Source organism: Mesorhizobium sp. KACC 23794, assembly GCF_052180275.1.
In the GTDB taxonomy this organism is placed as follows: domain Bacteria; phylum Pseudomonadota; class Alphaproteobacteria; order Rhizobiales; family Rhizobiaceae; genus Kumtagia.
On the sequence record NZ_CP197465.1, the window covers coordinates 128,040 to 153,396 of the forward strand.

The following is a 25,357-nucleotide window of genomic DNA, read 5'->3' on the forward strand; positions in this document are numbered from 1 at the left end:
CGCTGGCTACCGGCACCCTTTCCGGCTATTCGTTGTCCTTCGGCGGATCGACGGCCTGAAGGCCGCGCAGTCCCTCGCGGTCGCCGGTGGCCGCTATCGCCCGGAAGACGCGGCGTGCGTCCTGCTTGCGCTTGAGGCCGAGATAGGCGTAGCCCCTCACGGCCATCAAATCGATCCGCTCCGGCGCGATGCGGGCGCGCTGGTCGAGCGCCAGGATCGCCTCGGCGAAGCGGCCCGCGTCGAAGAAATCCGACGCGCGCCGGCTGAGAAGGGCCTCGTCGAGCTGAACCGCCCTTTGGCGGTCCAGGGGTGCCTTGGTGGCCGCCACGGCAGCTTCGTTCGCCATGCCCTTGCGCAGATAGGCGAGGCTCTGCCCGTAGGCCGCCTCCTTCTGGACGGCCGCATTGCCTCTCTCGATCGCGTTTTCGAAGGCCTTGGCGGCCTCGAGCGGCCGGTTGAGCTCCATCAGGCACCATCCCCGCGCAAGCGATGCCGCTCCGCCGAGATTGGAATAGGCCTGTGTCGACTTGCAGGACCGGTCCTGCGGCAGGCGGGCGCCCTTGCCCGATCCGGACGCGGCTTGCCTGGCCGGCTGGACGCGCTCGATTGCCTCGATGACGGTTGCTGGCGCTTCCGTCGTCTCGACGGGGGCGCCGCCCTCCGCTGAAATGGGCGCCGCGGTCGCCGCTTCGACAGGCGGCGCCGGCAGCGCACCTTGCCGCTTCCGGTCGCGGCGGGTTTCCCCAAGTATGGCGATTCGCTCGGAACGCCCGGCCCACAGGCGCTGGAGCTCGGCAACGCCTGCATTGTCGCGCAGCTGCAGGCGGGTCAAGGCGAGGCCATAGGCCGACGGCTCGTCGTCCGGTTTCCATCCGAGTGCCGCCGCGAACCACTGGCCTGCGGTGGCGTGCTGGTTGAGGGCGCGGGCATACCACCCGAACTGCTGCGCCGCCGCCGCATCCCGTGCCTTGCCGACGACCGGCGCCATGCGCTGGAGAATGGCGGGATCGATCATCGCCGGGGGATCGCCGGCGAGCATATTAGCAACCGCGGCGAGATAGACCTTGCGGGCCTCGTCGCTGCTGTCGTTCCAGGGGAACAGGATATCCTCGGCGTCGGCATGTCGCCCGAGACCGACCAGCGCCAGCGCCAGGCCCTGCGAAACCTCGGCGGTGTCCTTCACGCCGCGCGCCTTGCGAAACCATTTCTCGGCGTGGGCCGGGTTGTCGCGGCCGAGATAATACCAGCCGAGAAGTGTCGAATCCGTGGGCAGCCCGTCCTTGTCGGCTACAGTCTCGAGGGCGCTCACATCGCCCGCCGGCACCGTCACTTTCGGGTCCTGGCCAGCGGCCCCGACGCTGCGACGGGCGAGATCGACGCGAGCCTTGTCGAACTCGCCCTTTCCGTCGGGGCCGATCCGTTCGGTGGCCAGAAGCTCCTCGACCGCCTCGCGCGGCAGCAGCGGGATCGCTTTTTCCACCGTAGCGACACGTTCGGCCTGGTCCGCGCAGTTCTTGAGGATGTAGAGATAGGCGTCCTTGGCGCGTCCGGCGCGGTTTGTCGTCGCAAATGCCTCCGCCACCCGCCACAAGACGTCGACCTCGCTGCAGGTGAGGAGGCTCGGCGTGTTTGCGGCGACCCGGATCACCATGTCGGACTGCTTCAGGTTGGAAGCGTTGACCAGCCGGTCTCGCGACTCGGCGATGTTCAAGCGGTCGAGCAGGTCTCTCGGCGGCTGCCAGGCCGGCTCGGCGGCCATGCGATCGGCGATGGCCTTGCGGACTTCCGCATAGCGGTTTTCCGAATAGAGCTGCCACATGTCGTCGAGCTTCACGTCGCCTTGCGGCAGGACGGCGGAGGGATCGGAAGGCGGCGTCCAGTCGGGATAAAGCGTGCGCAGCCGTGCGATCTCGGCTTCAAGCCGCTTGCTGTCGCCTCGCCGCGCAAAATAGCGAAGCGCCGTTTCATCGACAGACGGAACCTGCGTCGAAGGCATGTCGGCACGGGCCGGCACGACCGGCGCCTGCGCGGCTGCCGGCCCGGCCGGAGGGGCCGGGGCCGGGGCCCGGGGCGCGACCGCATCAGCCGCCGCCCGCGTGGTCGCAATGCCGGCTGGAGGAGTGCTCTGGGGGCCGAGATCGGATAGTCGAGGTGTTTCGCTGCGATTGCGGGTGTCGAAAAGACCCTCGACGGAACTGTTGTCCCGCAGGCCGAAATAACCCACCACCGCGGCACCCGCCGCCAGCCAGACGATGGAAGCCATCTTCATGGGCATTCCTCCGGATGCTCGGCAAGATAGGACAAAGCGAGGAGCTGAAGCGTCGAGGGATAATAGACGGTCGGCGTGAATATCCTGAGATCCGCCGGTACCGGCTTCTTGTCCAGCACGCAGTCGACCAGCGCCGGGATGATCCGGTAGCCTGGGTCCGTCAGCTTGTCACGCGGTTCGCCGGTCTCGACATCGAAGGTCGCTACAGCACCTTCCACCGACATTCCGGTCGCCAGGCGGTCGAGCAACTCACGGTCGCGGATGCCAGCGCGAACCAGGTAGAGGGGTATGCGTACGGCATTGTAGCCGAATTCCGGCTCAAAACCTTTTGCCGGCTTCGGCATCGTCCGCAGCGACACCCAGTCCGGCGGCAGGGCTCTCGGCCCGCTCGAAGCCTGCTTCAAGATGGCCAGGCCGTCTTCGCGGAGCCCGTTCCACACGGGGTTGGGGGCGAGCGCGGCAAGCACCGGAAAAGTCTCGTATATCCAGTAGGACGGATTGACGACCGGGCCATCGGGCCGGTCCTCGGCAGTGAAACCGGTTCCGGCGGGCAGGATGATCAGCCGGTCCTGGTTTTCTACGACGCCGGTCCGCGCGATGGTGTCGGCCATATGGGCCGCTGTCGCAGCCAGTTCGGGTGCCTGCCATTCCTGCGCGGCGAGCGCCAGCGAATACGCGATCAGCAGGTCGCCGTCGGTAGCGTTGTTGGGATCGGTCACATGCGGCGCGGTCGACGGATCCCATTTCCATGCCGCAAGCCCGTCATTGCGCAACAGCAATTCGTCTCGCGTGAACGACCAGATGAGATCGAAATCGGGCCGGCTGCCAGCCAGGACCGCAAGCAGCAGCCCGTAGCCCTGCCCCTCGGAATGGCTGATATTGCCGTTTGCGTCATCGATTATCCGCCCCGTGCTCTCCAGGAACTTCTGCTTGTAAGCATCCCAGTCGGCGGCCTGAACGGAGGGACGTGACGCGGACGGCTGGGCGGCCACCGGACCAGGGCCGCTCAGCAGCGTCGACATTACCGCAAGGACAAGCAGCCACTTCATGCCCGCCGCCCGAGGATCGACAGCAGGCCGGCGGTCACGAGGCCGAGGAAAGTGCAGAGCCCGACCAGCCATCCGGCGAAGGCCAGCACATTGGAGGAAAGCCAGTTCGCGGCGATCAGCCGATAGTTGGCGATCGATGCGGGCTGGGTGGGAATGAAACGGAAGGTTGCCACCGGCACGACGGTTATGCCGTCGGACTGACCGTCGATTGTCGTGATATGCCCGCCGATTTTGTTCCAGTTGTCGAATTTGCCGAGCGCCTGCATGCCGCTGTCAAGCTGCTGGGCCGAAGGCGCCGTGACCAGGGTCCAGGTTCCACCCACGCCGATGCTCTCCTGCTGCGCGACCATGATCGAGGCGCCCTGCTTCGGCATGTAATCGGTCGGATCGGAGGTCTTGATGAGAGATCCGATCGTGAAGTCGAAATTACGCGCCAGCCAATCTTCGAGCGAACTGACCCTGCCGCGCCAGCCGCTTCCCGAAAGCTGTTGCCGCCAACGATCAAACGTCGCGGTGGTATCTGCCGCCGGCGCCGTCTCGGCGGCCGGCCGGCTGGTTTGCGCCCACTCGGACTGGCTGTTCGGCGATATGCCGAAATGGCGAAGAATCTCCGCAGGCGTATTGGCGATGGAACTGACGAATATGGCGTTTCTGCCTGTCACCATCGCAGGAGAAAGACTGCCGTCGACGCGCAAGGCGCGCCCGGCCGCCACCGACATGCGCGCGAGCATCGCCGCCGCCGCCGAGAGAGCCCCCGGCTCGTTGCGTTCCACGATCAACGGGACGGGTTCGGTCGCGCGATTGTAGGGGAACCCCGTTCCGGCAAGCGCCGCCAGGTCGGGGCTGCGCGCAATACGGGCAAAATTCGGCACTTCGAGGCGGGAGGTCTCGAAGATGACGAAACGCGGATTGGTGGAGGCCGTCGTTCCGGGCGTGCAGATCGCATCGCTCTCGGTCATCAGGATCGCCTCGATCCGCACCAGATTGGCGCCCGGCTTGAGATGGCGCATGGTGACGCTGATCGGGAGCTGTCGCAGGATACCACCGCCCGACTGCGTTATGGGCAGCGTGGAGGCGATGTTGCCGTTGACATAGACGTCGATGTGGCTTCCCGGCAGGACTTCCGGCGAGAAGGCGGCGTCCAGAAGCAGCGTCGCCTCGCCGTAGTCATTGGCATAGAAATCCGAAGGGATGCCGAACGCGAATTCGGTGCGCAGCCGCCGCCCTGCGAACTCCTGCGTGGGTACGCCGAGATCGGCAAAGCTCGCGGAGGCGCCTTCGCGGTAGAGCGGTGCGTCGGGCAGGCGCCAGTTCTTTGTCGAGATGACCGCGCGCAGGCTGGTTGCCGGCCGGTCGACCGGATTGACGATGCTTTCGACGGCCGATTCGATCACCGTCCAGGTCGGTCCACCGACGACCAGCGTGGACGGCCCGGTGGCGGCGTCATCGACGAAGCCGACGAAGGCCGACGTCGATACGGCGTCCGGCACCTTGTCGAGCACGCCGGCGAGTTCCTGGGCGGTGCCGACCACGACCGTCAGGCCTCCGGCCCCAACCGGCTGCTGGGCGGTCCGATAGACGCTGATATCGAGGTTCGGCATGTTGGCGGACAAAGCCAGCCCTTCCGCCAGACGGACAATCGGCACGTTGGCGACAGTGGAATCCAGGCCGGGCGCGATGATGGCGAAGCGGGTCTTGCCGTTCTGGTCGACGCCGGTGGCCTGGATATCGTCGACGCGCCGCTTGCTGACCGAGGTCGCGGGATCGAACGTCAGGAAGGTGCGGCCGGGATCGACTTCGGTCCAGAGTTCATAGGTGGACTGTATGGTGCAGTCGGTCCGGTGGCGCATCACCGATTCCACGACGATCGTGTTCGCGCCCGATCTCAGCAACCCCGCGGGAAGGGTCGCGACAATATCCGCGACCCGGTCGGAGGACTGGACCGGCATGTCGAACACCGCCACGTCGTTGATCAGCAGGCGAAACTTGGAAAGCTCCGGGGCGACGACGACCGCGTTCTGGTAGGCGGAGTGGATCTGGCGGGCGGAAGCGGCCTCCTCCGCCGTGAGGAACACAGACCACGAGCGCCTCTGCGTCTCGCCCTCGAGGATGAACTCGCGGAAGGGAATGAGATAGCGGCGGGTTTCCGCGCCACCTGACATAGCCGATGGCGTAGGGGTTGCCGCAACGCTGATCCCATCCGCACTGGCCGGCGTGGCCGCCTGCGTCGGCGCGGTCTGCTGAGGAGTGGATGGGGCCGGAGGAATCGGCGTGGCGGCGGGCGGCGCCGGCTGCATGGGTGTCGTTGTTGGCGCGCCCGCAGGGGATGTCTGGACCGCGGCGCCGGGCGACAGCGGATAGGCCTCGCGCTCCCGCGACATGTCGAAGGGAGCGGCTTGCGCGAAAGCTTCGGTTGCGAGGAGCGAGCCGAGCAGCAGGCAGGTGGCGGAGCGTATCATGGTTTTGCTCCGGCGGGGGCGGCGCTTGCCGCCGCGGCTTTCGAAGCCGCCGCGCCTTTCGCGGCAGCGGGCTTGCGCGCCGCGGCGGGTGCCGGCGGAGGGGCGACCGGTACGGGAGCCGGCGCCGGCCGATTCATGAAGAGGCTGCGCGACAGGTAGACGAGCCCGCGATAGGTCTGGAAGAACGCCAGGCTGAAGAACCAGACGGTTCCGCGCAACAGCCCCGGATTGCCCCGGCGCGACAGCTGGAACTCCGTCCACTGGTTCGAGTTCGCGAACATCAGATCGGCGATGAGGCGATGATGAATGGTCGTCGACGGCTGGTAGCGGCAGCCGAAGAACGTCGCCTCGCCGCCACCTTCCCGATTGCGGATCGTCAGCGGCAGTTCATGGGTCTTGCCATCGAAGTGGGTCTTGAACCTCACCGTCAGGATCTCGTCCATCGGCGGCGTGGCCGGTTGTCCATAGACTTGGAGCCGCACTCCGTGGACCGACACGTCCTCGATGGTCGCCGGCATCCACGAGCGGCCGATCTTGAACTCGCAGCGGCGGCTGACCTTGACGCGGCGCGTCGCGGCCCGCTGCCCACGCTCCGACACGACGCCCAGCGCGGCGCCGGCCAGCACGAGATTGAGCAGGTTCCAGCCGCCCACCACCAGCGTGACGTCGACCTTGTAAGGCTGATAGTAGGCTTTCAAGGCGGTGACGCCGACGGCCACGACCAGGATACCGAAGATGACGAAGAACGGCGTCGCGATCTCGGAAAGACGGCTGTAGGAGATCGATTCGTCCTTTGCCGTCACCTTGAAGGTCGGCTTGCTCGGATGGAGGATCACGGACACCACAGCCGGCAGCAGGTGGACGGTCTGCACATATTCGTAGAGCTCGGAAATCCACGGCCAGCGGAACGCGCCGTAGAGATAGTTCTGCATCATCAGGTTCACGAGCATGTAGCTCAGCGTGTAGGCGAGGAATTCGCCGCCGGATGCCGTGAATATCTCAAGGTCGAGGAAGAGGTAGCACAACGGCGCGACGAGGAAGATGGCGCGCGGGAACGGGAACAGCCAGAACAGCGTCGACGACATGTAGCAGAGCCGCTGCGGCAGGCTGAGCCCGCGCTTCAGCAGCGGGAAGCGGAAACGCAGGATCTGCATCATGCCTTGCGCCCAGCGGCTGCGCTGGCCGATGAAGCTGGCGAAGGTCGCCGGCTGCAGGCCTGCGATCAGCGGCTTGTCGACATAGATGCTGTTCCAGCCCTGGGCGTGCAGCGCCACGGCCGTCTCGCAGTCTTCGGTGATGCTGACGCCGCTGAAGCCGCCCGAGGCATCCAGCGCCTTGCGGCTGAGCACGGCGGCGGAGCCGCAGAAGAACGCCGCATTCCATTTGTCCAGCCCGCGCTGGATGACGCCATAGAACATCTCGTTCTCGGACGGCATCTTCTCGAAGGTCCGGAGGTTGCGCTCCAGCGGATCCGGGTTGAGGAAAAAGTGCGGCGTCTGCACCAGGAAGAGCTTCGGATCCTCGCCGAAATACTCGACCGTCTCCTTGAGGAAGTCCCGGGCAGGAGCGTGGTCGGCGTCGAACACGACGATCAACTCGCCGCTGGAGTGGGCAAGACCGTTGTTGAGATTGCCGGCCTTCGCGTGTTCGTTCCGTTCGCGCGTGAGATAGTGGACGTCCAGTTCGCGGCACAACGCCTTGAGTTCGGTGTGGCGCAACTCGGCGGCGCGGGCGCTGCCGACATTCGCGGCATTGCGCTTCTGCACTGTGCCGCCGTCGTCGAGCAGCCAGACATTCAGCTTGGCCGCGGGATAGTCCAGGGCCTTGGCCGCCGCCATCGTGTTGGCGAGCAGTTCGGCATCCTCGTTATAGGTCGGGATGAAGACGTCGACCGTCGGGATATAGTTCATCTCGCCGAAGCGCGACGCGCGCGACGGGCGCGGCGGCAGCGGCGCCGCCACGACGAACAGGCTGAGCGCCAGCATCATGACGCTGTACATCTCAGCGCAGTAGAGCAGGAAGCCGGGGATGAAATCCTCCGGCTGGTTGATCGGCGGCAAGGTGCTTGTGGTGCGCCAATAGACGTAGCGCATGACGATCGCGGTGCCGAAAGACAGCGCGATCAGCCGGAAGATGCCCTCCGGCCGCACCATCTTCAGGACCATCATCAGGACGACGACGGAAAAACTGGCGACGAGTTGCGTGCTGAGGCTGATCGGCAGCGTTATGAGCGCCAGCACGCCGAACGCGGCGACAGCCCACAATAGGATAACAGCCAGCTTTCGCATTCCTCGATCCCATATCGAAGTCGAACAGCCGGAAGTCCTGACTCTTCCGACCTGTTGCTGTCTGCTGCCCCTCGCAGTCGACGGTCTTCGCGTCGAAGGAACGATTCGAATCGTCGCTCAGTCGCGCTTCCTGCAACTAAAGGTAACCCTCGGTTAACGAAGTGTTACCGCGCAGCAAAACGCCGGCATGCCTGCAAGGTTTGTGGAATGAACGAGGTTATTGAACGGGCGGCGGAACAGCCGGAGCAGGCACCCCAGGCGCGTCCAAAACAGGCGGCGGTGGCACCGCTGGACCGATCGGCGGCTCTTCGACGACCGGGGGCGCGGCAGGCTGCTCCTGTCGTTGGATACGCCGTGCAGGTCGCGGAGCGGCCGCGCGCTCAGGGATCACCGTCTGGAACTGGTCGTTGCCGACGGGATAGACGTCCGGACCCGCCGCACCCAGCGTTTCCGGAACGGGCGGAGGACTGCCGTAGGGATTCCAGTTGGAATCGTTGAGGTAGGCGTTCACCGTATAGCCGTACATCATGGCGAGCAGTTCGCGTTCCGTCGCGCCGGTTCTGCACAACCGCAGCCTGACATCGATGGAACCCTTGCCCCCGATCAGCGCGGGGCGGGATCTCAGATTCTGCCACCCGTATATGCAGAGATCGCCACCCGACCGGCCGACCGCGTATCCAAACGGACCGTAGCGGTTCTGGACGAAATAGGGTGACTTCGACATCCGCACTCCACGAAACGCCGACCGCATCTCCGACCCGATGTTCATCATGGCAAGCGATCGGGACGAGAGCGATCCATTGCCGGCGTCCTTGGGGTCGAGCGTTCCGAGAAGCCTCACCCGGAAATAGTTCTGGCCGACGACCGACGAATCCGTCGCCAGCGAAATCTCCTGTTCGATGCCGTTGGAGTATCCGCGTTCCAGCACATGGATGATCGACAGGCTGCCGGGAGGCGGAAGGACATAGGCCGTTTCCACCGGAACGCTGTGCTGAACGGAAGAGGTGTGGACCGAAGCGCCTTGCGAACAAGCCGCAAGGCCGACCATAAATATTGCCGCCGCACCGGCGCTCGCGAAGAACCTGATGCTCGGAACAGTATCAGCGCTGCCTCGGCCAGCCCGACGATGACGAATCATATGCGATGCATATGAGATTCGCTTGATTCGATGAAGGAAAAAGCGAAACAGGCGCGCCACGAGGACGAAAGCACTGTCAGCCGCACTTGAACCAAGGCAAGATACATTCGTATCCGAGGTTTTGGACGGTCATCCTAGCGATACGCCTTCTGCCGACCAGGAAAAAAGCCTGGCCGGCCGGCCAACGGTGTCCTGCATCTTCGTTGAATCCGGCCACCGTCCATCCGGCAAGCGGTCAATCGCCCGCTGCCGGCGCAGCCTCGAACGGACGGTTGCGATGGCTGCATAGGCTGACGCGCGCGAGCCATTCGCGCACCGCGGCGACGTCGGGCAGCGCATAGCGGGCATCGGTCTCGCCGTGCGGCCTGACACGGATCGACACGCCGCCTGCCTCATTGACGAAGGCAAATCCGCTCTCGTCTGGGACGTCGTCGCCGATGAACACCGGCAAGCGCCCCCTGAACGGCTCGATCTCGAGCAAGCGGCCGATCGCCGCGCTCTTCAGCGCGCCTGTAGGCAGGAACTCCAGTCCGGCATTGCCCGCGACGATACGGTAGCCCACAGGCAGCCGCGCCAGCGCCGCCTCGGCGGACGCCTTCACCGCATCGAAAGCCTGCGGCGCAGCGCGTGTATGGACGGCAAGCACCGGCCCTTTCCTCTCGAAATAGACGCCGTCCACGTGCTCGAACTCGCGCTGCATCGCCTCGGCGACGGCTGCGACATCCGCCGGCTCGTCGGCCGCCTCGATCTCGCCGCCAGCCTGAAGCCGATGCTCCAGCCCGTAGAGTCCGGCGGTCGGGATCGCCATCGGCGAAAAAATGCGGTCGACCATCGCCACCGACCGCCCCGTCACGAAGGCCAGCGCGCCACCCGCTGCGTCCCCGGCAGACACCAGCAGGGTGCGCAGCGCATCGTCCACCGCGATGCCTTCCGGATGCGCCTGGTGCTCGATCAAGGTTCCGTCGATGTCCAGGAACAGCGCGAACGGGCTGTCGGGCATGGGAGGCGTCATCGCGGCGCTCATGCGCTGAGCCTCACGACATTGTCCTCGGTCGGTCGGGCGACTCGCGGAGCGGAAGGCGTTCCGAGGTCGCGAAACTGTTCCCGTTGCCGCAGCCGCGCCGCATCCATCAGCATGCTGCCGGCCCAGCGATAAACATTGTTGCTACGCACCACCTCGCGCAGCCGGCGCATGCGCATCGCCTGCTCTTCGAGCGGCATGGTGAGCGCCTGGAAGAACACCTCGCCCATGCCGCTGGCGTCGAACGGATTGACGATCAGCGCCTCCAGCAACTCCCGCGATGCGCCGGCGAATGCGCTGAGAACCAGAACGCCGGCCTCGTCGTCGCGCGCCGCCACGAACTCCTTGGCGACGAGGTTCATGCCGTCATGCAGGCTCGAGACGACGCACACATCCGCCGCGCGGAAAAGGTCGGCCAGTTCGTCCTGGTCGTGATGCTCAGGGATCAGCACGATGGGCTTATAGCCGTCGCTGCCGTAACGCTCGTTGATCTCGGCGACGAGGTCCATGCATTCCTGATAGAGCATCTGATAGGCAGGCAGCGTGCCGCGGCTGGGTGCTGCGATCTGAAGGAAGACCAGCCGGCCGATCCAGTCCGAGTGCTGGTGGAAGAATTCGTCCAGCGCATGGAAGCGGTCGAGAATGCCCTTGGTATAGTCGAGGCGCTCCACCCCGACGGCGAGCTTCACGTCCGGGGAAAGATCGTAACGCTCGAAGATACGCTTTCGCGCCTCCGCAACGGTCTCCGAGCGCACCCTCTCCTCCGGCCATTCGATGGAGATCGGATAGGAATGCACCAGGGTCGTCTGGCCGCCGTAGGAGATGGCCGCGCCCTCCCGATCGACGCGCGATTCGAGGAAACGGTCGACGCTTTCGACGAAATTGTTGCAATGAAGCTGGATATGGAAGCCGAGGATCGAGCTGCCGAGCAGTCCGTCGAGGATTTGCTCGCGCCAGGGGCAGACACTGAAAACCTCGGAATTCGGCCATGGAATATGCCAGAAGGTTATGATGATCGCTTCCGGCAACCGCTCGCGGATCAGCCGCGGCAGCAGGGCGAAGTGGTAGTCCTGGACGAGGACGATCGGACGCTTGGTTTTTGCTTCCTGGACCACCGCATCGGCGAACTTCCTGTTCACCGCCTGGTAGCATTCCCAGTCCGCCGCCCGGAAAACCGGACGGGTGAAGGCGATGTGGCAGAGCGGCCATAAACCCTCATTGGCGAAGCCGAGGTAATAACCCTTGTATTCCTCCTCGCTCAGCCACACCCGCCGCAGCGTATAGGCGGGCGCGTCGGGCGGCACCATCAGATGATCGTTGCGATCGGCGGTCTCGCGGTCGGCCGAGCCCCCGCCATGCGCGATCCAGGTGCCGGCGCAAGTGCGGGTGATCGGCTCCAGCGCCGAGACGAGACCGCTTGCAGGCACCTTCAGCTCGATGCCGTCCGCGCCATGTTCGTGCACATAGGGCTCGCGGTTCGACACCACGATCAGTTCTGTATTCGGCAGCTCGCTCGCCAGAATCTGCCGCAGCATATCGGGTGACCACTGCATGAAAGCTTCGTCCGGCGAACGTCCGTTCTTGTCGCCTTCGCGCAGAATCGGCGCAGCATCGGGCATGGACGCGGCGAAGGTGCGAACTGGCGCGCCGCGTTTCAACAGCACGACCAAGCAGGCCAGCGCGACCAGCGATACGATCAGACTTGAGGCAAGGATGGTCCAGTGGAGGGCGGCAGGAAACAGACTGTCTGGCGTCATCGTCTCTTTGTTCTAGTCGTTGATCGCCACTTTTTGGTGCCAATCAGCGCCAGACAACGCCTTCAGCGGGACGCTGCCGGCACCGATCTTTCGGCAGGCGGCGGACGGATAACTTTTCGCAGCGCAATATGTTCCCACCTTTTTCGTTACTTCCATGGTGCCGGAACCGAATGCAGAGCCACCAATCGATAATGGGGAGCCATCATCGTGACCCAGTTTGCCGCTGGACGGCGAGCACATCACCACGAACGGGCCGATCAAACTTCTGCTGGCAGGTTGAGCCAGTGTCTATTCGTCAGGTTCCTGCTGGGCAGGGTTGCTATCAATGCCTGCAAATAGGTCAAGGGTCTCGCTGATGGGCACTGGCAATTGGGCAATGCCAATCACTTCGAAGCCGTACCTCTTGCCTAGTTTCGTGAGACCAGGATCATCCGAGTAAACCACCTTGGCCCCGTTCACCTTAGCGATGGCGGCAATCATGATGTCGAACTTCATCTTCACGCGGGCATCGCCGCCTACCGGTTTCTCCTCCGATCCGAAGACTTCCGCGATCATCACGGACGCCTCGACGGCTGCCAAGGCATTGAAGTCGACAAGCCGGATCGAACGATTCGTTTCCAACATTGTCAGATAGTCTGGGGCGGATGCCCCGGCCCGCACGAGCGCCTCGGCGAGAACGGGTGTCGGGACGACCAGTTTTTCCTTTTTCTTTGCAAGGTCGGCGATAAGCTTATTAACGCGTTCGGCGCAGCGTTCAACCGGCTTCCCGGATGCGGAATCAAGTGGCGCAGGCGTTTTTTCGTTGAGAATGTAGAGCAACAGCGATGTGTCGATCGCGGCAGTCAATGAGGCTGGCTCCGAACATTGCCGCCACGTTCGTCGAGCACTGTTTCCACCGGATTCGAAACCTCGTCCCATTTGTTGCCGGGCACGGCACGCAGGCGAGACACCAACGTCGGCAGGTCGTCGTCCCCCAGAACTTCGAACCCGCGTATTCGAAATTGTCGCAGTTCCCATTGCCCATCGGGATAGCGGACCCATCGTCCCTCCCCAAGCACCCTGACGATTGGTCCGAGCAGATAGTGACCGAGTTGCCGTCCGATCTCGTGCGTCGTCACACAAGCCGTATGGACGTGATCGCCATCACGGAGGTGGACGTGTATCGTGTCGTCCTGCCCGCCGATCCTGATTACTTCGCCTTCGATCGCTCCCACCTGCGTGAACGGCCCGAAGAACTGCCGCACCGCTCGATTCCGACCGGGGAAAGCAATGATCCTGTCACCCTCATGCAGCAGTTCTCCAACTGCATTGTCGGCCGCAAGCATGTCGTCCAGGCGCTTCATGGCGCGCGCGGCATCGTCGGGTCCATCACCACGCTCCACTGCGTGGAGTCGAATTTGCACGCGCACAGCGCATGGGTCCTCGACCACTGCCACAACACCTACGGATTGATCGACGATGCGATCAAAATGGACACCCTTGGATTCTCCAAGAAGCTTCGCGTATTCGGCCATATATTCGGCGAGCCGGGCCATTGGGATGGTCGTCGGCGTGAAGGACTCCGTGATGCGAAAGGTATAGCGGGTCATTCCGAACTCCAGTCCGAAGCCATATCATAGTTTGCAAGCGTTGACAGATGGTAGGGGCAGAACGCGGTACGACAGGCCGAACCCCGACCTCAACTCCTCACGATCAGCGGCGCCATGCCCTCGTGGCGGCGGTCGAGGTAGCAGACGACGCGGTCGCGGACACGTTCGAAGACCAGGTCGACACTTGCGTCCCCCACCCGGATGTGGCGGATCGCGAGATTGTCGATGCCGATCGGCAGGCGCGGATTGGTCACCTCGATCTCGCCCTTCCAGCCGTCGACCTTGAGGCCGAGGCAGGCCTGCAGCAGCATGAAGGCCGAGCCCGCCGACCAGGCCTGTGGCAGGCAGGCGACGGGATAGGCGACCGGCGCCTCGCCCGGCGAGCGGGCGAAGCCGCAGAACAGTTCGGGCAGGCGCATGCTGAAATTGACGGCCGCCTCGAAGGTGCCGCTCATCAGCTTGACGACATTGTCACGGTCGCCGTAGCGCGCCAGTCCCGAGGCGCAGATCGCCGTGTCATGCGGCCAGATCGAGCCGTTGTGGTAGGACATGGGATTGAACGGCAGTTCCGTGTCCGCGAGTGTGCGGATTCCCCAGCCCGTATAGAGGGCGCCCGACAGCAGTTGCTCGGAAAGCCGCGATGCCCGTTCGCGCGACGGCAGGCCGACGTAGAGAAGATGGCCGGCATTCGAGGCCTTCACCTGGCAAGGCAGTCCGTCGCCGTCGATGGCCAGCGCATAATGCCCGTGCTCCTCCATCCAGAACCGGTCCTCGACCGCGGCGCGCATTTTTTCAGCCAGCCCCTGCCAATGAGCGGCGCGCTCCTCCTCGCCACGCAGGGTCGCAAGCCCCGCCAGCCCCTGGAAGGCGGCGAACACATAACCCTGCACCTCCACCAGCGCGATCGGGCCGGGCGGGATACGGCCATCGGCATGAAAAATCGCGTCGGCGCTGTCCTTCCAGCCCTGGTTGGACAGGCCGGACTCGGCGGCCCGCTTGTAGGTGAGAAAACCGTCGGCATTGCGGGCGCACGCCGCCTCGATCCAGCAGGCGGCGGCCCGAAGCGATGGCCACATGCTGTCGACGAAGGCCAGGTCGCCGGTGCGTTCCGCATAGGACGCGGCGAGGTAGATGTAGAGCGGGGTGGTGTCGACGCCGCCGTAATAGCGGGCGAAAGGCAATTCGCGCAGCACCGCCATTTCGCCCTTGCGGGTCTCGTGCATGATCTTGCCAGGCTCTGAATCGCTGAAGGGCGAGGTCTCGGTCGCCTGATGGCTGGCGAGGAAGGCGAGCACGCCCCGCGCCAGGCCGGGGTTGAGCCAGAGCATCTGCAGGGCCGAAATGACGCCGTCGCGTCCGAAGGCGGTCGAGAACCAGGGTATGCCGGCATAGGGATAGGGGCCGGTGGCGAGATCGGTGGTGAGCAAGGCTATGTCGGCGCGCGTGCGCGTCAGCCAGTCGTTGAAGACGCGCCCCGAACTGTGGACCGTGGCGCCCAGACGCCGCTTGGTCCGCATCGCCCAGCGGGCACGGGCGGCCGCCGCCCTGAAGCGCTCTCGGTCGGGGACTTCATGTTCCGCGCCGACTTCGATGTAGATCACCTCCTGCGCCCGGTGAGCCACCGGAACAAGGAACTCCGCGCGTCCGCGCAGCAGCGAATTCGGCTGGCGCGAGAAGGTGACGACCGAATGCCGGACCAAATCATCCAGCCCGTCGTAACGGAAGGTGATGGCGTCCGGCACCGCCTCGGCATCATAGGAGCGTCCCCGCCGGCTGCGCGTCGAGCCGCGCACCTCGAACATGTCGCGGAAATCGACATCGACATCCAGGCTGAGCGGGATGCGCACCGGCCGACCCGAATAATTGGACAATGCCAGCCGCTCATACATGCGCTCCCGCCACAGGAAGCGCGTACGCTCGATATGCAAGACGCCTTGCCGCAGTTCCGGACCATCCGTCAGCTTCAGCGGCAGATTGGTGAGGTTGGCGGTGAACAATATGTTGTCCTGCGACAGCGACGCGCCGAGCAGCGACGGCGTGCGATCGCCGACAAGCAGCCGGAAATGCGAGAGCACGCGGGTGTCATCGCGGAACAGGCCGTCACCCGTCCCGCGTATGTCGCCATAGGCGTCGGAGACGATGAAGCAGTCCTCGTGTTTCAGCGCGAACTGGCGATGCGGCTCGCGCGGCGCGGATTCGTCGATCGACGACAGCGCCACCGCCGGATCGAGACGCCGCTCGTCCAAGGACGGTGCAGCCGGCGGCATGCCCGGCGCATGCTCGTTCATGCCGCGTCTCCCGCAACGGCGCGGAGCGTCGGATGGGTATCCGGCACCGCCGTCCTCGCTTCATAGATCGCCTCGTAATCGTCGACCATGCGCGGCACCGAGAACCGGGTCTCCAGGGTCCGCCGGATCTTTGCTCGGTCGAGATCGCCGAGCAGCCCCACGCGCTCGACGGCGGCGTCGATGGAATCGACGACAAAGCCGGTCACGCCCTCATCGACGATCTCCGGCATCGCACCCTCGCGCCAGGCGATCACCGGTGTGCCGAACGCCATTGCCTCGATGACGACAAGCCCGAACGGCTCAGGCCAGTCGATGGGGAAAAGCAGCGCCGCTGCTCTGTGCAGGAATTCAGCCTTGGCTTCCTCGCCAACCTCACCCAGATAGACCACCCTCTCGCCGTCGATCAGCGGCTCGATCTCGTCATGGAAGTAGGCCCTGTCGCCGGCGCCGATCTTCGCTGCGATCCGCAATTGCATCCCGCTCCGCCGTGCGATCTCGATGGCGCGGTCCGGCCGCTTGTCGCGCGACAGCCGGCCGAGGAAGGCGAGGTAGGGTTTTTCGCCGCGCTCCCTGGCCTCCGGCATGCGGTAATGGTCGAGAGGCAGGCCATGATAGACGTTGCCGACCCAGTTGGCTTCCGGCAGCGGCTTTCGCTGGCGCATCGAGATCGAGATCATCGGAAAGCCGGGCCAGCGCCGATAGGCTCCCGGCAGGTCGACATAGTCGAGCCGGCCATGCGGCGTCGTCACCGTCTTTTCCCGAATGTGCTCGAAGAAGGGGAAATGCTGGAAATGGCTCAGATGGAAATGCAGGACGTCGAACTCGCCGGCGCGCCTCCGCACTTCGTCCAGCATCGAAAGATGCGCCGCGATCTCCGACTTCAGCGGTGCGGGATCAAGCCGCAGCGACCGTTCACGACCCGCGGCCAGCTTCGCACTTGTCCTGGATTCACCGCTGGCGAACAGCGTCACCTCATGGCCGCGCGCCACCAATTCCTCGGTTAGGCTGGAGACGATTCGTTCGGTCCCGCCGTACAAGGGCGGCGGCACGGGTTCGTGGAGAGGCGCAATCTGGGCAATTCGCATTGGTCGGCAGGTCGCTTTCGGTCAAGGCGATACGCTGGCGGAATCAAGCTCGCAGCAGTCTGAACCCAAAAGGCGGCGGGAGGTTCCCGACGAATTCGCACGACCGCGATGCCGTCCTGCATGGTGTGGTCCGGCCAATCCGCCCATCGCGGAGTGCGGCAAGGTAATCGAAGAAGCTCTCGAAAGCCCTTGCGAGCGCCATGCCTCTCAAGGACCTGATATTTCGCTATCTTTGAGAAATTTGGTGGAGCCAAGCTCCACCGAACCATTGTCCGGGATTAGCCGGGATTGTCCGGGAAAAGGCGGGAAACCGGGATTTTCTCTTGCGATTTGTCTTTAGTTATCCACCCGTGTCCGCTATCATCCCCACTTCGAAATGGGGAAAGAAGTGGGGATGGCTCCTCGGTCTCTTCACAAGCTCTCAGATGTTGCGGTGAAAGCTGAGAGGCAGCCGGGCAGGCACGCCGATGGCGGTGGTCTATACCTGAATGTTAGCCCGACGCTCTCCAAGTCCTGGGTCTTTATGTGGGTGAAGGCAGGCAAGCGCCGCGAGATGGGCCTAGGCTCTTACCCCACCGTGTCATTGGCGAAAGCGCGGAGCAAAGCTGCCAGTTGCCGCGTCGGTGTCGAAGAAGGCCGCGACCCCATAGCCGAGAAGGCCAAGGAGGCTGAGCCGACCTTCGGCGAATGCGCCGACCAGTTCATAGAGTCGATCAAAGCCGAATGGCGTAACGACAAGCATGAGTATCAGTGGCGACAGACGCTCGGGGACAGCTACTGTGGCACCTTGCGGTCGATGCGCGTTTCCCAGATTACAACAGATGACGTGCTGAAAGTCCTGTCGCCGGTTTGGACCGTGAAGAGCGAAACGGCTTCCCGCCTCCGCAGCCGGCTTGAACGTGTGCTGGAATACGCCAAGGTCAAAGGCTGGCGAGAGGGTGAGAACCCGGCCGCGTGGCGCGGTAATCTCCGCAACCTGCTACCCAAGCGCCAAAAGCTCCAACGCGGCCGGCAACCGGCTATGGCCTACGCAGATGTCCCCGCCTTCATGGTGCGCCTGCGAGCCCTGGCGGCGATGGCAGCACGAGCGCTGGAATTCACCATCCTGACGGTTGCACGCTCGGGCGAAGCACTCGGCGCCAGATGGTCGGAGATCGACTTCGATCGCAAGGTCTGGACCGTACCCGCCGAGAGGATGAAGGGCGGCGAGACGCATGTCGTTGCGCTCTCCGTCCCGGCCACCGACCTGTTGAAGCAACTCAATGAGGTCCGGCGCGGGGATTACATCTTCGCTGGAGAGCCTCGTCCCGGTAACCCGGAGGACGCCAAGCACGGCCGCTCGCTCTCCAATATGGCGATGATGATGTTGCTGCGCCGCATGAAACTGACAAACATCTCTGTTCATGGCTTTCGCTCAGCATTCCGGGATTGGGCCGGCGACGAAACCAGCTTTCCGCGCGAGGTTGCCGAAGCCGCACTTGCACACAAAGTCGGTGATGAGGTCGAGCGCGCTTATCGTCGTTCGGACGCACTGGAGAAGCGGCGAAAGCTGATGCAGGCTTGGGCGGACTACCTCGCTCCGAAACCGATTCGGAAGGCAGACAACGTGTTGCCGATGCGTTCGAGATAAAAGTTCCGCAGGGATAGGCCGGCCAGCCAACAAGCCGGGGAGCACCTCCCGGTTTCCCTGCGGTCCCTCATGGTGCAGTTCGCGAGGTGCGCGATGACCAGTCAAAAAACGGTATCCTTTGGGCCCCCGCGATGGGCCTCCGCTCTGGTGAGCGTAAAGCCATCACCAGTTCCCACCCCAATCAATTCGATCCCGCTAGTTTTTGGTAGCCTCTCTGTCCCCGACAAGTTTGAAGAGAGGTTGGTCGAGTTTGCGAGCACGCTCGGTATTGATGCCACTTCACCAGGCGGCCGGTCACAGGTGTTGGAATATGCTGCACGGGCCGGTCTGTGTCTCAGGAGCAGCAAACGACAAGCAGGCAGACCAAAGAAACCCACAAATTGGCTATTGTGTTCGACAGACCCTGCCCGAGAAGCAGTGGATCAAACGAGGATCTTGATTGCGCATAGGACCGGCAGGGCCCTTGAGCAGATATCGGACGCGGAGGCGGTGACTGAGTCCCTCCGCGAAACCCGCTCCGACATTGAAAGCGCGGGATTTATCGCGGCGAAGCGTAACCTTCTCAACCGAATCTCCAAATCTCGCAAAGCCGACGGCGTGCCGGCAAAACGAGGCCGGCGGAAATCTCATAAAAAATCGTGACACATTGAATATGATTTTCTGACGCTGAAGCCTGTTTAGCTTCGTCCACGTGTTCAACAGTGAATACGGAAGGACGACATGAAAATCTCAGTGACAATTCCTGAGGCCGTTCAGATGACCGGAATCGGCCGCAGTTCCCTGTACAAACTCTTCAGTGAGGGCAAGGTCATCCCTCGTAAGCAGGGCAAGCGAACTCTGATCCTCGTCGAGGAATTGAAGCGCTACGTCGAATCCCTGCCTACGGAGGTGTAATATGAGCCTCCATAACGAAAGCGCCGTCCCGACTGGCATCGGGAACGGCGCGGTAGTTTCGAAAGCTGTGGTGGCTCAAAACTACCAAAACCCCACCGAAATCGCAAGCAAGGAGTACGCCGCCGTCAAGTTGGCGAACCGCTTCCGCCTGCGTATCGAGACAGCGCGCCTCGTCTGCCAGCTCTCGGGTTTGGGAGGTTTCGCAAATGGATGAAACCTCCGAAACCTCGCCGGGCAAGTATGCGCGCCAAGCTCGTTGGCGCCAGAAAAATCCGCAGGAAGTCTGGGCGCAGGCTGCGCTTCGGTCCGCCCTCAAGAAGGGTCTGATCATTCGCGGTCCGTGCGAACGATGTGGCGCTGTCCATGATGTTGGCGGCGCCATCGTGGATGCTCACCACAGCGACTATTCGCGACCCGCCCAGGTTACCTGGCTTTGTCGCGGTCACCACAAGGCCGAGCATCGCCGACTGAAGGCGGAGGGTTCCACGTGATGGATAGCCCCCACCTATTCCAAGACATCATCCCTCCGGCTACACGGCCGGAGGGAGACCCCGCACCGCTTGGGACAGTCGATGAGACGGCGCCAGACACCGCCGATAGATTCGACTGGAACAGCGACGACTCGGTACTCATCGGCGAGCAACTGGCCACCGCCGTCTACAGGAACCGTGCCGGCGGCATCGTGATCCGCCAGGAAGCGCGCAGCTTCGACGAGGACGACAACTTCATCGTGCTCCGCGATGCGGAAGCAGTTCGCCTCGTCATCAAGGCGCTGCGCCGCGAAGCGGAAGGCGGTGCCTGATGGCAGACAACGGCCGCGCGCGCAAAGGCAAGCGCACGACGATTGCTGGTCAGTTCTCGTGGCAGTTGATCGAGATGAAGGAAAGCCCTGCCTGGCGCGTGCTGTCGCTGTCGGCCCGTCTGGTTCTCGACCGGCTGGAGGTCGAAATCGCGCACCACGGCGGCAACGACAACGGCAAGCTGCCGACGACGTTCGACCAGTTTGCTGAGTACGGCATTAGTCGGCGCCTTGTTGCACCGGCCCTTCGCGAAGTGGTGGCGCTCGGTTTCGTAGAGGTGACCGAACGGGGCCGGGCCGGCAACGCCGATTGGAGGCGCCCGAACGTCTACAGGCTCACGTACCGCCCGACAAAGTTGACCGAAGCGACTGACGATTGGCGCAAGTTCGCATCGATCGAAGATGCCGATCGCGCCGCTACAGCGGCTCGCAGAGAAGCACTGGAAAAAACAAAACTCCAGGCCCACAAAGTGAACCAAGGATTGGGGCTGAAAGTGAACCGCTCAAAGCACTTTCTTGGGGCTGAAAGTGATCCTACAGGCCATAGGGCTAAAAGTGATCCTACCTCTATATCTCGGGGTGATACCGGTGAAGGGCAGGCCGGCGCGCAGCCAACCCAAACGGCACGCGCGTCCGGCCTGCCGCACAATGGTGAAGCTCACCGTGGCTTTCAGCCGATCGGCGAAATCTCTGATGCCCTGAAACGATCCTCGATCCTCCTGAAGGCGCACGAGGAGAAACGGCGGCTGTCCCGGAAAATCGGAGGCGCAAATAGTTGACCTGATCATCTTCCCCATGACGGCGCGCGTCGGCCGCATCCGCGACGTGGCGACCAAGATGCTGGAGAAGCCCACCGACCGGGCGGCGGAATACTATCGCCGACAGGTGACTGAAGCGCTGCTCGCCGCGCTCTATCGGCTCGGCGTCGGCGAAATTGAGCAGGACGAACATCTCGAAAAATTTTGGGGGGCTGTTCGAAACGAAATCGTGCGTCAATCCCACTCGGGCCACACAGGAGATGCGGCATGATGGAAGAGAATGAAATCGTCGCATTGGACTATGTGTTCCATGAGACGGACCTATTCGCTGGCCTAGCGTGGCGATGACGGACATCCGTTCCGCGTTGCGGCGACTGAGGCAATAGCGCGACTGGCGCAAACGTAGGCAAACGTTTCGGAGCCGAAATCACTTTGACGGTCGCCACCGACCTGGACTTACGGTGTTGGGCTGGAGCGGCTGCATTAGCCCTCGCTAATGAACGGAAAGGAATAGTTCGAAACGATGGCTGACGAAGCGGCAGCGTAGGTGCAGCCACCACCGCATTCGTCATTGCGGAGTTATCCGCCCACAGTCACCTCGGGCCCGAAGACCAAAACCGGGCCATCAGCTTCAATCACCGTCGCGCCGATCGCGTCCGACAAAAGGGCTTTGGCGAACAGTGGGTGTTTATCAACATCGTTCGCCGTCTCAAAAACGAAAGCCCTCTGTCGACTATTCGTCCCTTGGTCGATAACGGTGGCCAGCGGGCCAATTGTGTGGGGATCATAGCCTGTCTGGGCAGCAGCCTGTTCTCGGGCGATAGCTTCAGTGATCGCCATCACGGAAATAAAGTTCATCGTTGGGCTCTCCAACTGCCGGCTCTACGGTCCGTTCGTCACAGAGGTGTTGCCAGTGCCACCAGCCGGGCGACTTCCACCTTGCGGCGTGCTGGTGCTCGGCTCAGTCGTCGGACGCTTCGGTTGAAGCCAGGACGGCAGCAGTTCCGCGATAGCACTTCTGAGCTTGCCCATTGTTCAGGCTCCAGGCTCGTCAGTCGGTCGTGGCGTCTTCCCTGCCTTCCGGGGGCCAGGATTGCGGTTGCCTGCGGTGCTTCGAGATGTGTCTGGTCCAGGCTTAGCCTTGCCGCTCGTGTCGGGGTGTACCGGCGCCTTGCCCTCATTCTTGCCGGTGCTGTCGGGCCTCTCGATCGGCGTACCGGCGGCCTCAGGCGTGCGAACTATTTCGTTGTGCAGGTTTTTCACATTGCCGGGCATGACGGATCTCCGTTTTTCGTCAAACGGCAGGCGGCGAAGGATGTTCCGGCGTCAGCCTATGGTCTGATCTGCCATTCCGCAGCAAATGCGGCTCTATCCTCCGCGAGTTCCAAAGCCCAAGCGCTTAGGATGCCGGCAGTGGCAAGGGCGATGAAGAGCGCGGCGGTCACGGACAATTTCGTCAAAGCTCGATCTCTTCGTTGCAGCCGACCACAACTCCCAGCGGCAACGAGCGTTCAGACAAAATTCACGAAGAGGCGATTGGCGTTAAGGGACAGTTTCCATGATGTCGCGAAATGAGAGCAACTGTTGGGAACGTGCCTACGGGGATTTTGCCAGGGCGAAAGCGAAGACCCTGCAATCCCGGAAAAGTACAGGAAATTACAGGGTTTCTAGGTTGGCGCCCGGACAATGCGTCTGCTTTGTCGATCCCGCGCTACCGCGGCTGCCTTTGACAGACCCTTGGCGGAAACCAGCGGGTTTTGATATGACTCGCGTATGGGCTGGCTGGCATTTTGGTGGCGCTGCATCAAGCGGTCTTTTCGACCGTCATTTGACGTGGCCGACTCGATATCCGTTCTCGGTCCACCGGCAGCGGCAGGCATAGCCGGAATGATTGGGTACGAGGTCACTTCAAATGTGCCGGGATGGGCTGCGCTCTTGGTTACGCTGGCATCAGCTTGGCTTGTCAGGGCGCTTTTTGTATCGCCTTACATTCTCTGGCGAGATGCGGTGGCGAAGGGCGAAGCAGACAGCCGGCAACTGGCGCGCTTGCACGCCGCTATGGATCGATCCGGACGCTCGTTGATTTCCATCCGGGAAGCGTTGGACATCGTGATCTCGAACTTGTCGGACACGTGGCCGAAAAATGCCACCCGCGATGAAAAGCGCGTTCTAGCCGCCGCTAAGTTGCGAGAGATTGGACACGAGAACCAGATCCCTATCTGGGGCTTTGAGGCGACTTCCGATCTACCGGAGATTTTTAAGGATCACAGAGTCCATATACCGCCGTCCTTCTGGATCAAGAACCGCATTGATCCGGTGCTAGTCTATGCGCGGCCATCGTCACCGCAGCAGCCAATCCCTCACACGACGGAGGACGAAGAGTTTACGTTGGACCCGGTGCTGCAGCCAACCTATGGCGATATCAGGATTGACCCGGAGCTCTTGAAAGCCGCTTGCCCACCGCCGTCGCGCTAGAACGCCCCATGACATAGCGCTGCGGCGCAAGGGGCTGGAGCAACTGCATTAGGCGGCGTGCTATGTTTTGCTATGCTTTCGCCGGCGTCCACCCAGGCCACCGGCTTGCCTGGGTGCCTACTTCTTCGGTCCCGCGCTACCGCCGCTCGGCGCACAGGAAGGCTCGTTCGGCTATCGTCAGTGCGCCAAGCCGGCCAGTACGGCGATTACACCTGCAATTACCGCTCCCCACATAATGGCGGCCAGCGCTATCCTGGCATTTCGCCCGAAGTCGGGATCGGGCTGATTTCCTGCCGGCCTTAAGAGCATCGCAATCACCTCTCAGACCGCAGAGAATGACGGAATACGCACGCAGTTGCCGTCGTTCTCGTCATTGTTATCGTAACTGGCCGGCACGCTTACGGTGACCGCTTCGTCCTCAAGGATGCCCGCCATCCTGGCGAAGCCCTCTATCGCGTTGCGGGCCGCCGCGGTGGGGATAAGCCCGTCATGTGCACGACGACACACTCGTAGCGCGACCTCGGACGCCGTATCCCTCAGTTCGGGCGGCCATTCCTCCAGGAACTCGATCGCATCGGCTGCGTCCGATATCTCGCATACGCTGTTCGGTCCGTCGGCCAAATAGACGGGCCGATCGAAGAATCGATTGATTTCGCCCATTGCTTCCTCCGCGTTTAACGCATCACAAGCGGGAGTGCGCCGGCGATAGAGCCGAACTCCCGTGTATCTCTCGGGTTCTAAGCAGAAACTGGCTCCGGAATGGCGAACGCAGCGCCTCCGCCGCTTTTCGGTCGCGTGGCAGCAACAGCCGGGCAAGGCGGTGGATCGTCATCGTCATCGGACCGGCGCCCATACCGGGAGAACTTCCTCAAGTCCCAGGTCCGGCGACGCTTGAACGACCGCTGCCATAGCGGGACGAGACTCTCGCCCGCAGATTCCGTGTCGACACGCTCATCCAGCGCCTTGAGGGCGCGAAGGATGTTATCGACTTTAACGATCGAACCGTCGGGAAGCTGACGCAGCGAAGGGATGTGGGGAACGGCGCGCATATCGGAAGCCCAAGATGCCAGCACTGCACGCTTCTCCTCGCGAGTTAAGTGGCGGCTATTCGGAACGTCGTCCGGCTGGCCGAACACGTCCGGAGCGAGCTCCGGGTGTTCGGACTGGCGATAGGTGTCAGGAAAACTCTGTAAGTCGGTCATCTCCATTCTCCGCAATCTGTAGCCTCCCGGATTTCACCGGGAGGCGGACCGCAGTGTTAAGGGTGGGTCGTGCCCGGGTCAGGCCGCTTTGCGCGGCTGCTTGGTGTCCTGGCTGATCTGCTCGGTCTTGCCAGTGACAACCGAGGCGGCGCCCGCAGCCGACGTGATCGCGATGCGGCGTGGCTTCAGTTCCTCGGGGATTTCGCGTGCGAGGTCGATCGTGAGAAGGCCGTTGTCCAGGGAGGCTGTCGCAACCTTCACATGATCAGCGAGCTTGAACGCCTGTTTGAAGTTACCGATAGCCAAGCCACGGTGCAGAACCTCCCGGTCACTCTCGTCCGGCTTTTTCTGCCCGGTCACCGTCAGTTCGGGGCCGTGCTGAGTCAGTTCAACTTCATCTGGGCTGAAGCCGGCGACCGCCATAGTGATGCGGTACTCGTTTTCGCTCTTCTTCTCGATGTTGTAGGGCGGCCAGTCGGTTCGCACGCTGTTTTCGAGCATGTCAAAAAGACGGTCGAACCCCACGGTCGAGCGGAAAAAGGGTGCATATTCAGAGCTTCTCATAGCCATATCCTCCGTAAAGCAACATGGGTTACAAGCAGCGTCGCAGCGTCTCCTGCGACGCCCGGTTTGTCGAGCCGTAGCCTCGACGAAAA

General features: G+C 63.0%; 23 protein-coding genes and 1 pseudogene. 8 read left to right on the top strand and 16 right to left on the bottom strand.

The features are described 5' to 3' along the window. Positions 1–25 precede the first annotated feature (25 nt). The 12 genes and pseudogenes from ACSBOB_RS00690 to ACSBOB_RS00745 all read right to left on the bottom strand — a co-directional run bounded on the left by ACSBOB_RS00690 (position 26) and on the right by ACSBOB_RS00745 (position 16,943). Positions 26–2,269: a cellulose synthase gene (locus ACSBOB_RS00690; RefSeq protein ID WP_442580556.1), complete on the bottom strand. Its 2,244-nt coding sequence runs from the start codon at positions 2,267–2,269 to the stop codon at positions 26–28. Next, a complete protein-coding gene (locus tag ACSBOB_RS00695) occupies positions 2,266–3,318 on the bottom strand; it encodes a glycosyl hydrolase family 8 (RefSeq protein ID WP_442580557.1) in 1,053 nt (350 codons plus the stop codon). Before ACSBOB_RS00695 ends, ACSBOB_RS00690 begins: the two co-directional genes overlap by 4 nt. After that, positions 3,315–5,777, bottom strand: a complete 2,463-nt coding sequence (locus ACSBOB_RS00700; protein ID WP_442580558.1) for a cellulose biosynthesis cyclic di-GMP-binding regulatory protein BcsB — start codon at positions 5,775–5,777, stop codon at positions 3,315–3,317. The genes ACSBOB_RS00695 and ACSBOB_RS00700 overlap by 4 nt, the downstream gene beginning before the upstream one ends. A 122-nt stretch (positions 5,778–5,899) precedes the next feature. Continuing rightward, positions 5,900–8,065, bottom strand: a pseudogene (gene bcsA / locus ACSBOB_RS00705) (UDP-forming cellulose synthase catalytic subunit); the annotation flags it as partial. Between the two features lie 217 nt (positions 8,066–8,282). Beyond that, a complete protein-coding gene (gene bcsN / locus ACSBOB_RS00710; RefSeq protein WP_442580559.1) occupies positions 8,283–9,113 on the bottom strand; it encodes a cellulose biosynthesis protein BcsN in 831 nt (276 codons plus the stop codon). Between the two features lie 325 nt (positions 9,114–9,438). Next, positions 9,439–10,227, bottom strand: a complete 789-nt coding sequence (otsB, locus tag ACSBOB_RS00715; RefSeq protein ID WP_442580560.1) for a trehalose-phosphatase — start codon at positions 10,225–10,227, stop codon at positions 9,439–9,441. Continuing rightward, a complete protein-coding gene (locus tag ACSBOB_RS00720; protein WP_442580561.1) occupies positions 10,224–11,981 on the bottom strand; it encodes an alpha,alpha-trehalose-phosphate synthase (UDP-forming) in 1,758 nt (585 codons plus the stop codon). Before ACSBOB_RS00720 ends, otsB begins: the two co-directional genes overlap by 4 nt. 12 nt (positions 11,982–11,993) lie before the next feature. Further along, entirely contained in the window at positions 11,994–12,242 is a 249-nt protein-coding gene (locus ACSBOB_RS00725) for a hypothetical protein (RefSeq protein ID WP_442580562.1), read from the bottom strand. A gap of 27 nt (positions 12,243–12,269) precedes the next feature. Further along, on the bottom strand, positions 12,270–12,827 hold the full coding sequence (locus ACSBOB_RS00730) for a PIN domain-containing protein (protein WP_442580563.1): 558 nt from the start codon (positions 12,825–12,827) through the stop codon (positions 12,270–12,272). Further along, a complete protein-coding gene (locus ACSBOB_RS00735; protein WP_442580564.1) occupies positions 12,824–13,570 on the bottom strand; it encodes a hypothetical protein in 747 nt (248 codons plus the stop codon). Before ACSBOB_RS00735 ends, ACSBOB_RS00730 begins: the two co-directional genes overlap by 4 nt. 89 nt (positions 13,571–13,659) lie before the next feature. Beyond that, entirely contained in the window at positions 13,660–15,858 is a 2,199-nt protein-coding gene (locus tag ACSBOB_RS00740) for an amylo-alpha-1,6-glucosidase (protein WP_442580565.1), read from the bottom strand. Beyond that, positions 15,855–16,943, bottom strand: a complete 1,089-nt coding sequence (locus ACSBOB_RS00745) for a glycosyltransferase family 4 protein (protein ID WP_442580566.1) — start codon at positions 16,941–16,943, stop codon at positions 15,855–15,857. Before ACSBOB_RS00745 ends, ACSBOB_RS00740 begins: the two co-directional genes overlap by 4 nt. Before the next feature lie 433 nt (positions 16,944–17,376). On the opposite strand from ACSBOB_RS00745, the gene ACSBOB_RS00750 reads away from it, so the two are divergent. The 7 genes from ACSBOB_RS00750 to ACSBOB_RS00780 all read left to right on the top strand — a co-directional run bounded on the left by ACSBOB_RS00750 (position 17,377) and on the right by ACSBOB_RS00780 (position 21,295). Beyond that, positions 17,377–18,573, top strand: coding sequence for a tyrosine-type recombinase/integrase (locus ACSBOB_RS00750; RefSeq protein ID WP_442580567.1), 1,197 nt, complete (start codon positions 17,377–17,379; stop codon positions 18,571–18,573). 720 nt (positions 18,574–19,293) lie between these two features. Next, positions 19,294–19,467 carry a helix-turn-helix domain-containing protein gene (locus tag ACSBOB_RS00755; protein WP_442580568.1) on the top strand — a complete coding sequence of 58 codons (174 nt, stop codon included), beginning with the start codon at positions 19,294–19,296 and terminating at the stop codon, positions 19,465–19,467. A gap of 1 nt (position 19,468) precedes the next feature. After that, positions 19,469–19,681, top strand: coding sequence for a hypothetical protein (locus tag ACSBOB_RS00760; RefSeq protein ID WP_442580569.1), 213 nt, complete (start codon positions 19,469–19,471; stop codon positions 19,679–19,681). Further along, positions 19,674–19,958, top strand: coding sequence for a hypothetical protein (locus ACSBOB_RS00765; protein ID WP_442580570.1), 285 nt, complete (start codon positions 19,674–19,676; stop codon positions 19,956–19,958). The genes ACSBOB_RS00760 and ACSBOB_RS00765 overlap by 8 nt, the downstream gene beginning before the upstream one ends. Further along, positions 19,958–20,269: a hypothetical protein gene (locus ACSBOB_RS00770; protein ID WP_442580571.1), complete on the top strand. Its 312-nt coding sequence runs from the start codon at positions 19,958–19,960 to the stop codon at positions 20,267–20,269. Before ACSBOB_RS00765 ends, ACSBOB_RS00770 begins: the two co-directional genes overlap by 1 nt. Next, entirely contained in the window at positions 20,269–21,045 is a 777-nt protein-coding gene (locus tag ACSBOB_RS00775; protein ID WP_442580572.1) for a hypothetical protein, read from the top strand. Before ACSBOB_RS00770 ends, ACSBOB_RS00775 begins: the two co-directional genes overlap by 1 nt. Before the next feature lie 16 nt (positions 21,046–21,061). Beyond that, positions 21,062–21,295, top strand: coding sequence for a DUF6074 family protein (locus tag ACSBOB_RS00780; protein ID WP_442580573.1), 234 nt, complete (start codon positions 21,062–21,064; stop codon positions 21,293–21,295). 308 nt (positions 21,296–21,603) lie between these two features. Here the strand turns inward: ACSBOB_RS00780 and ACSBOB_RS00785 are convergent, their stop codons facing one another. Further along, positions 21,604–21,882 (bottom strand): hypothetical protein, encoded by a 279-nt coding sequence (locus ACSBOB_RS00785; RefSeq protein ID WP_442580574.1) that lies wholly within the window; start codon positions 21,880–21,882, stop codon positions 21,604–21,606. A 1,029-nt stretch (positions 21,883–22,911) separates the two neighbouring features. On the opposite strand from ACSBOB_RS00785, the gene ACSBOB_RS00790 reads away from it, so the two are divergent. After that, positions 22,912–23,499, top strand: coding sequence for a hypothetical protein (locus tag ACSBOB_RS00790; RefSeq protein WP_442580575.1), 588 nt, complete (start codon positions 22,912–22,914; stop codon positions 23,497–23,499). 321 nt (positions 23,500–23,820) lie between these two features. On the opposite strand, the gene ACSBOB_RS00795 is transcribed toward ACSBOB_RS00790, so the two are convergent. The 3 genes from ACSBOB_RS00795 to ACSBOB_RS00805 form a co-directional block, all read right to left on the bottom strand. Further along, positions 23,821–24,159: a DUF982 domain-containing protein gene (locus ACSBOB_RS00795; RefSeq protein ID WP_442580576.1), complete on the bottom strand. Its 339-nt coding sequence runs from the start codon at positions 24,157–24,159 to the stop codon at positions 23,821–23,823. 77 nt (positions 24,160–24,236) lie between these two features. After that, on the bottom strand, positions 24,237–24,701 hold the full coding sequence (locus tag ACSBOB_RS00800; RefSeq protein ID WP_442580577.1) for a hypothetical protein: 465 nt from the start codon (positions 24,699–24,701) through the stop codon (positions 24,237–24,239). Positions 24,702–24,779: 78 nt separating this feature from the next. Next, complete coding sequence (locus tag ACSBOB_RS00805; protein ID WP_442580578.1) at positions 24,780–25,265, bottom strand: Hsp20 family protein; 486 nt, start codon at positions 25,263–25,265, stop codon at positions 24,780–24,782. Positions 25,266–25,357: the final 92 nt, after the last annotated feature.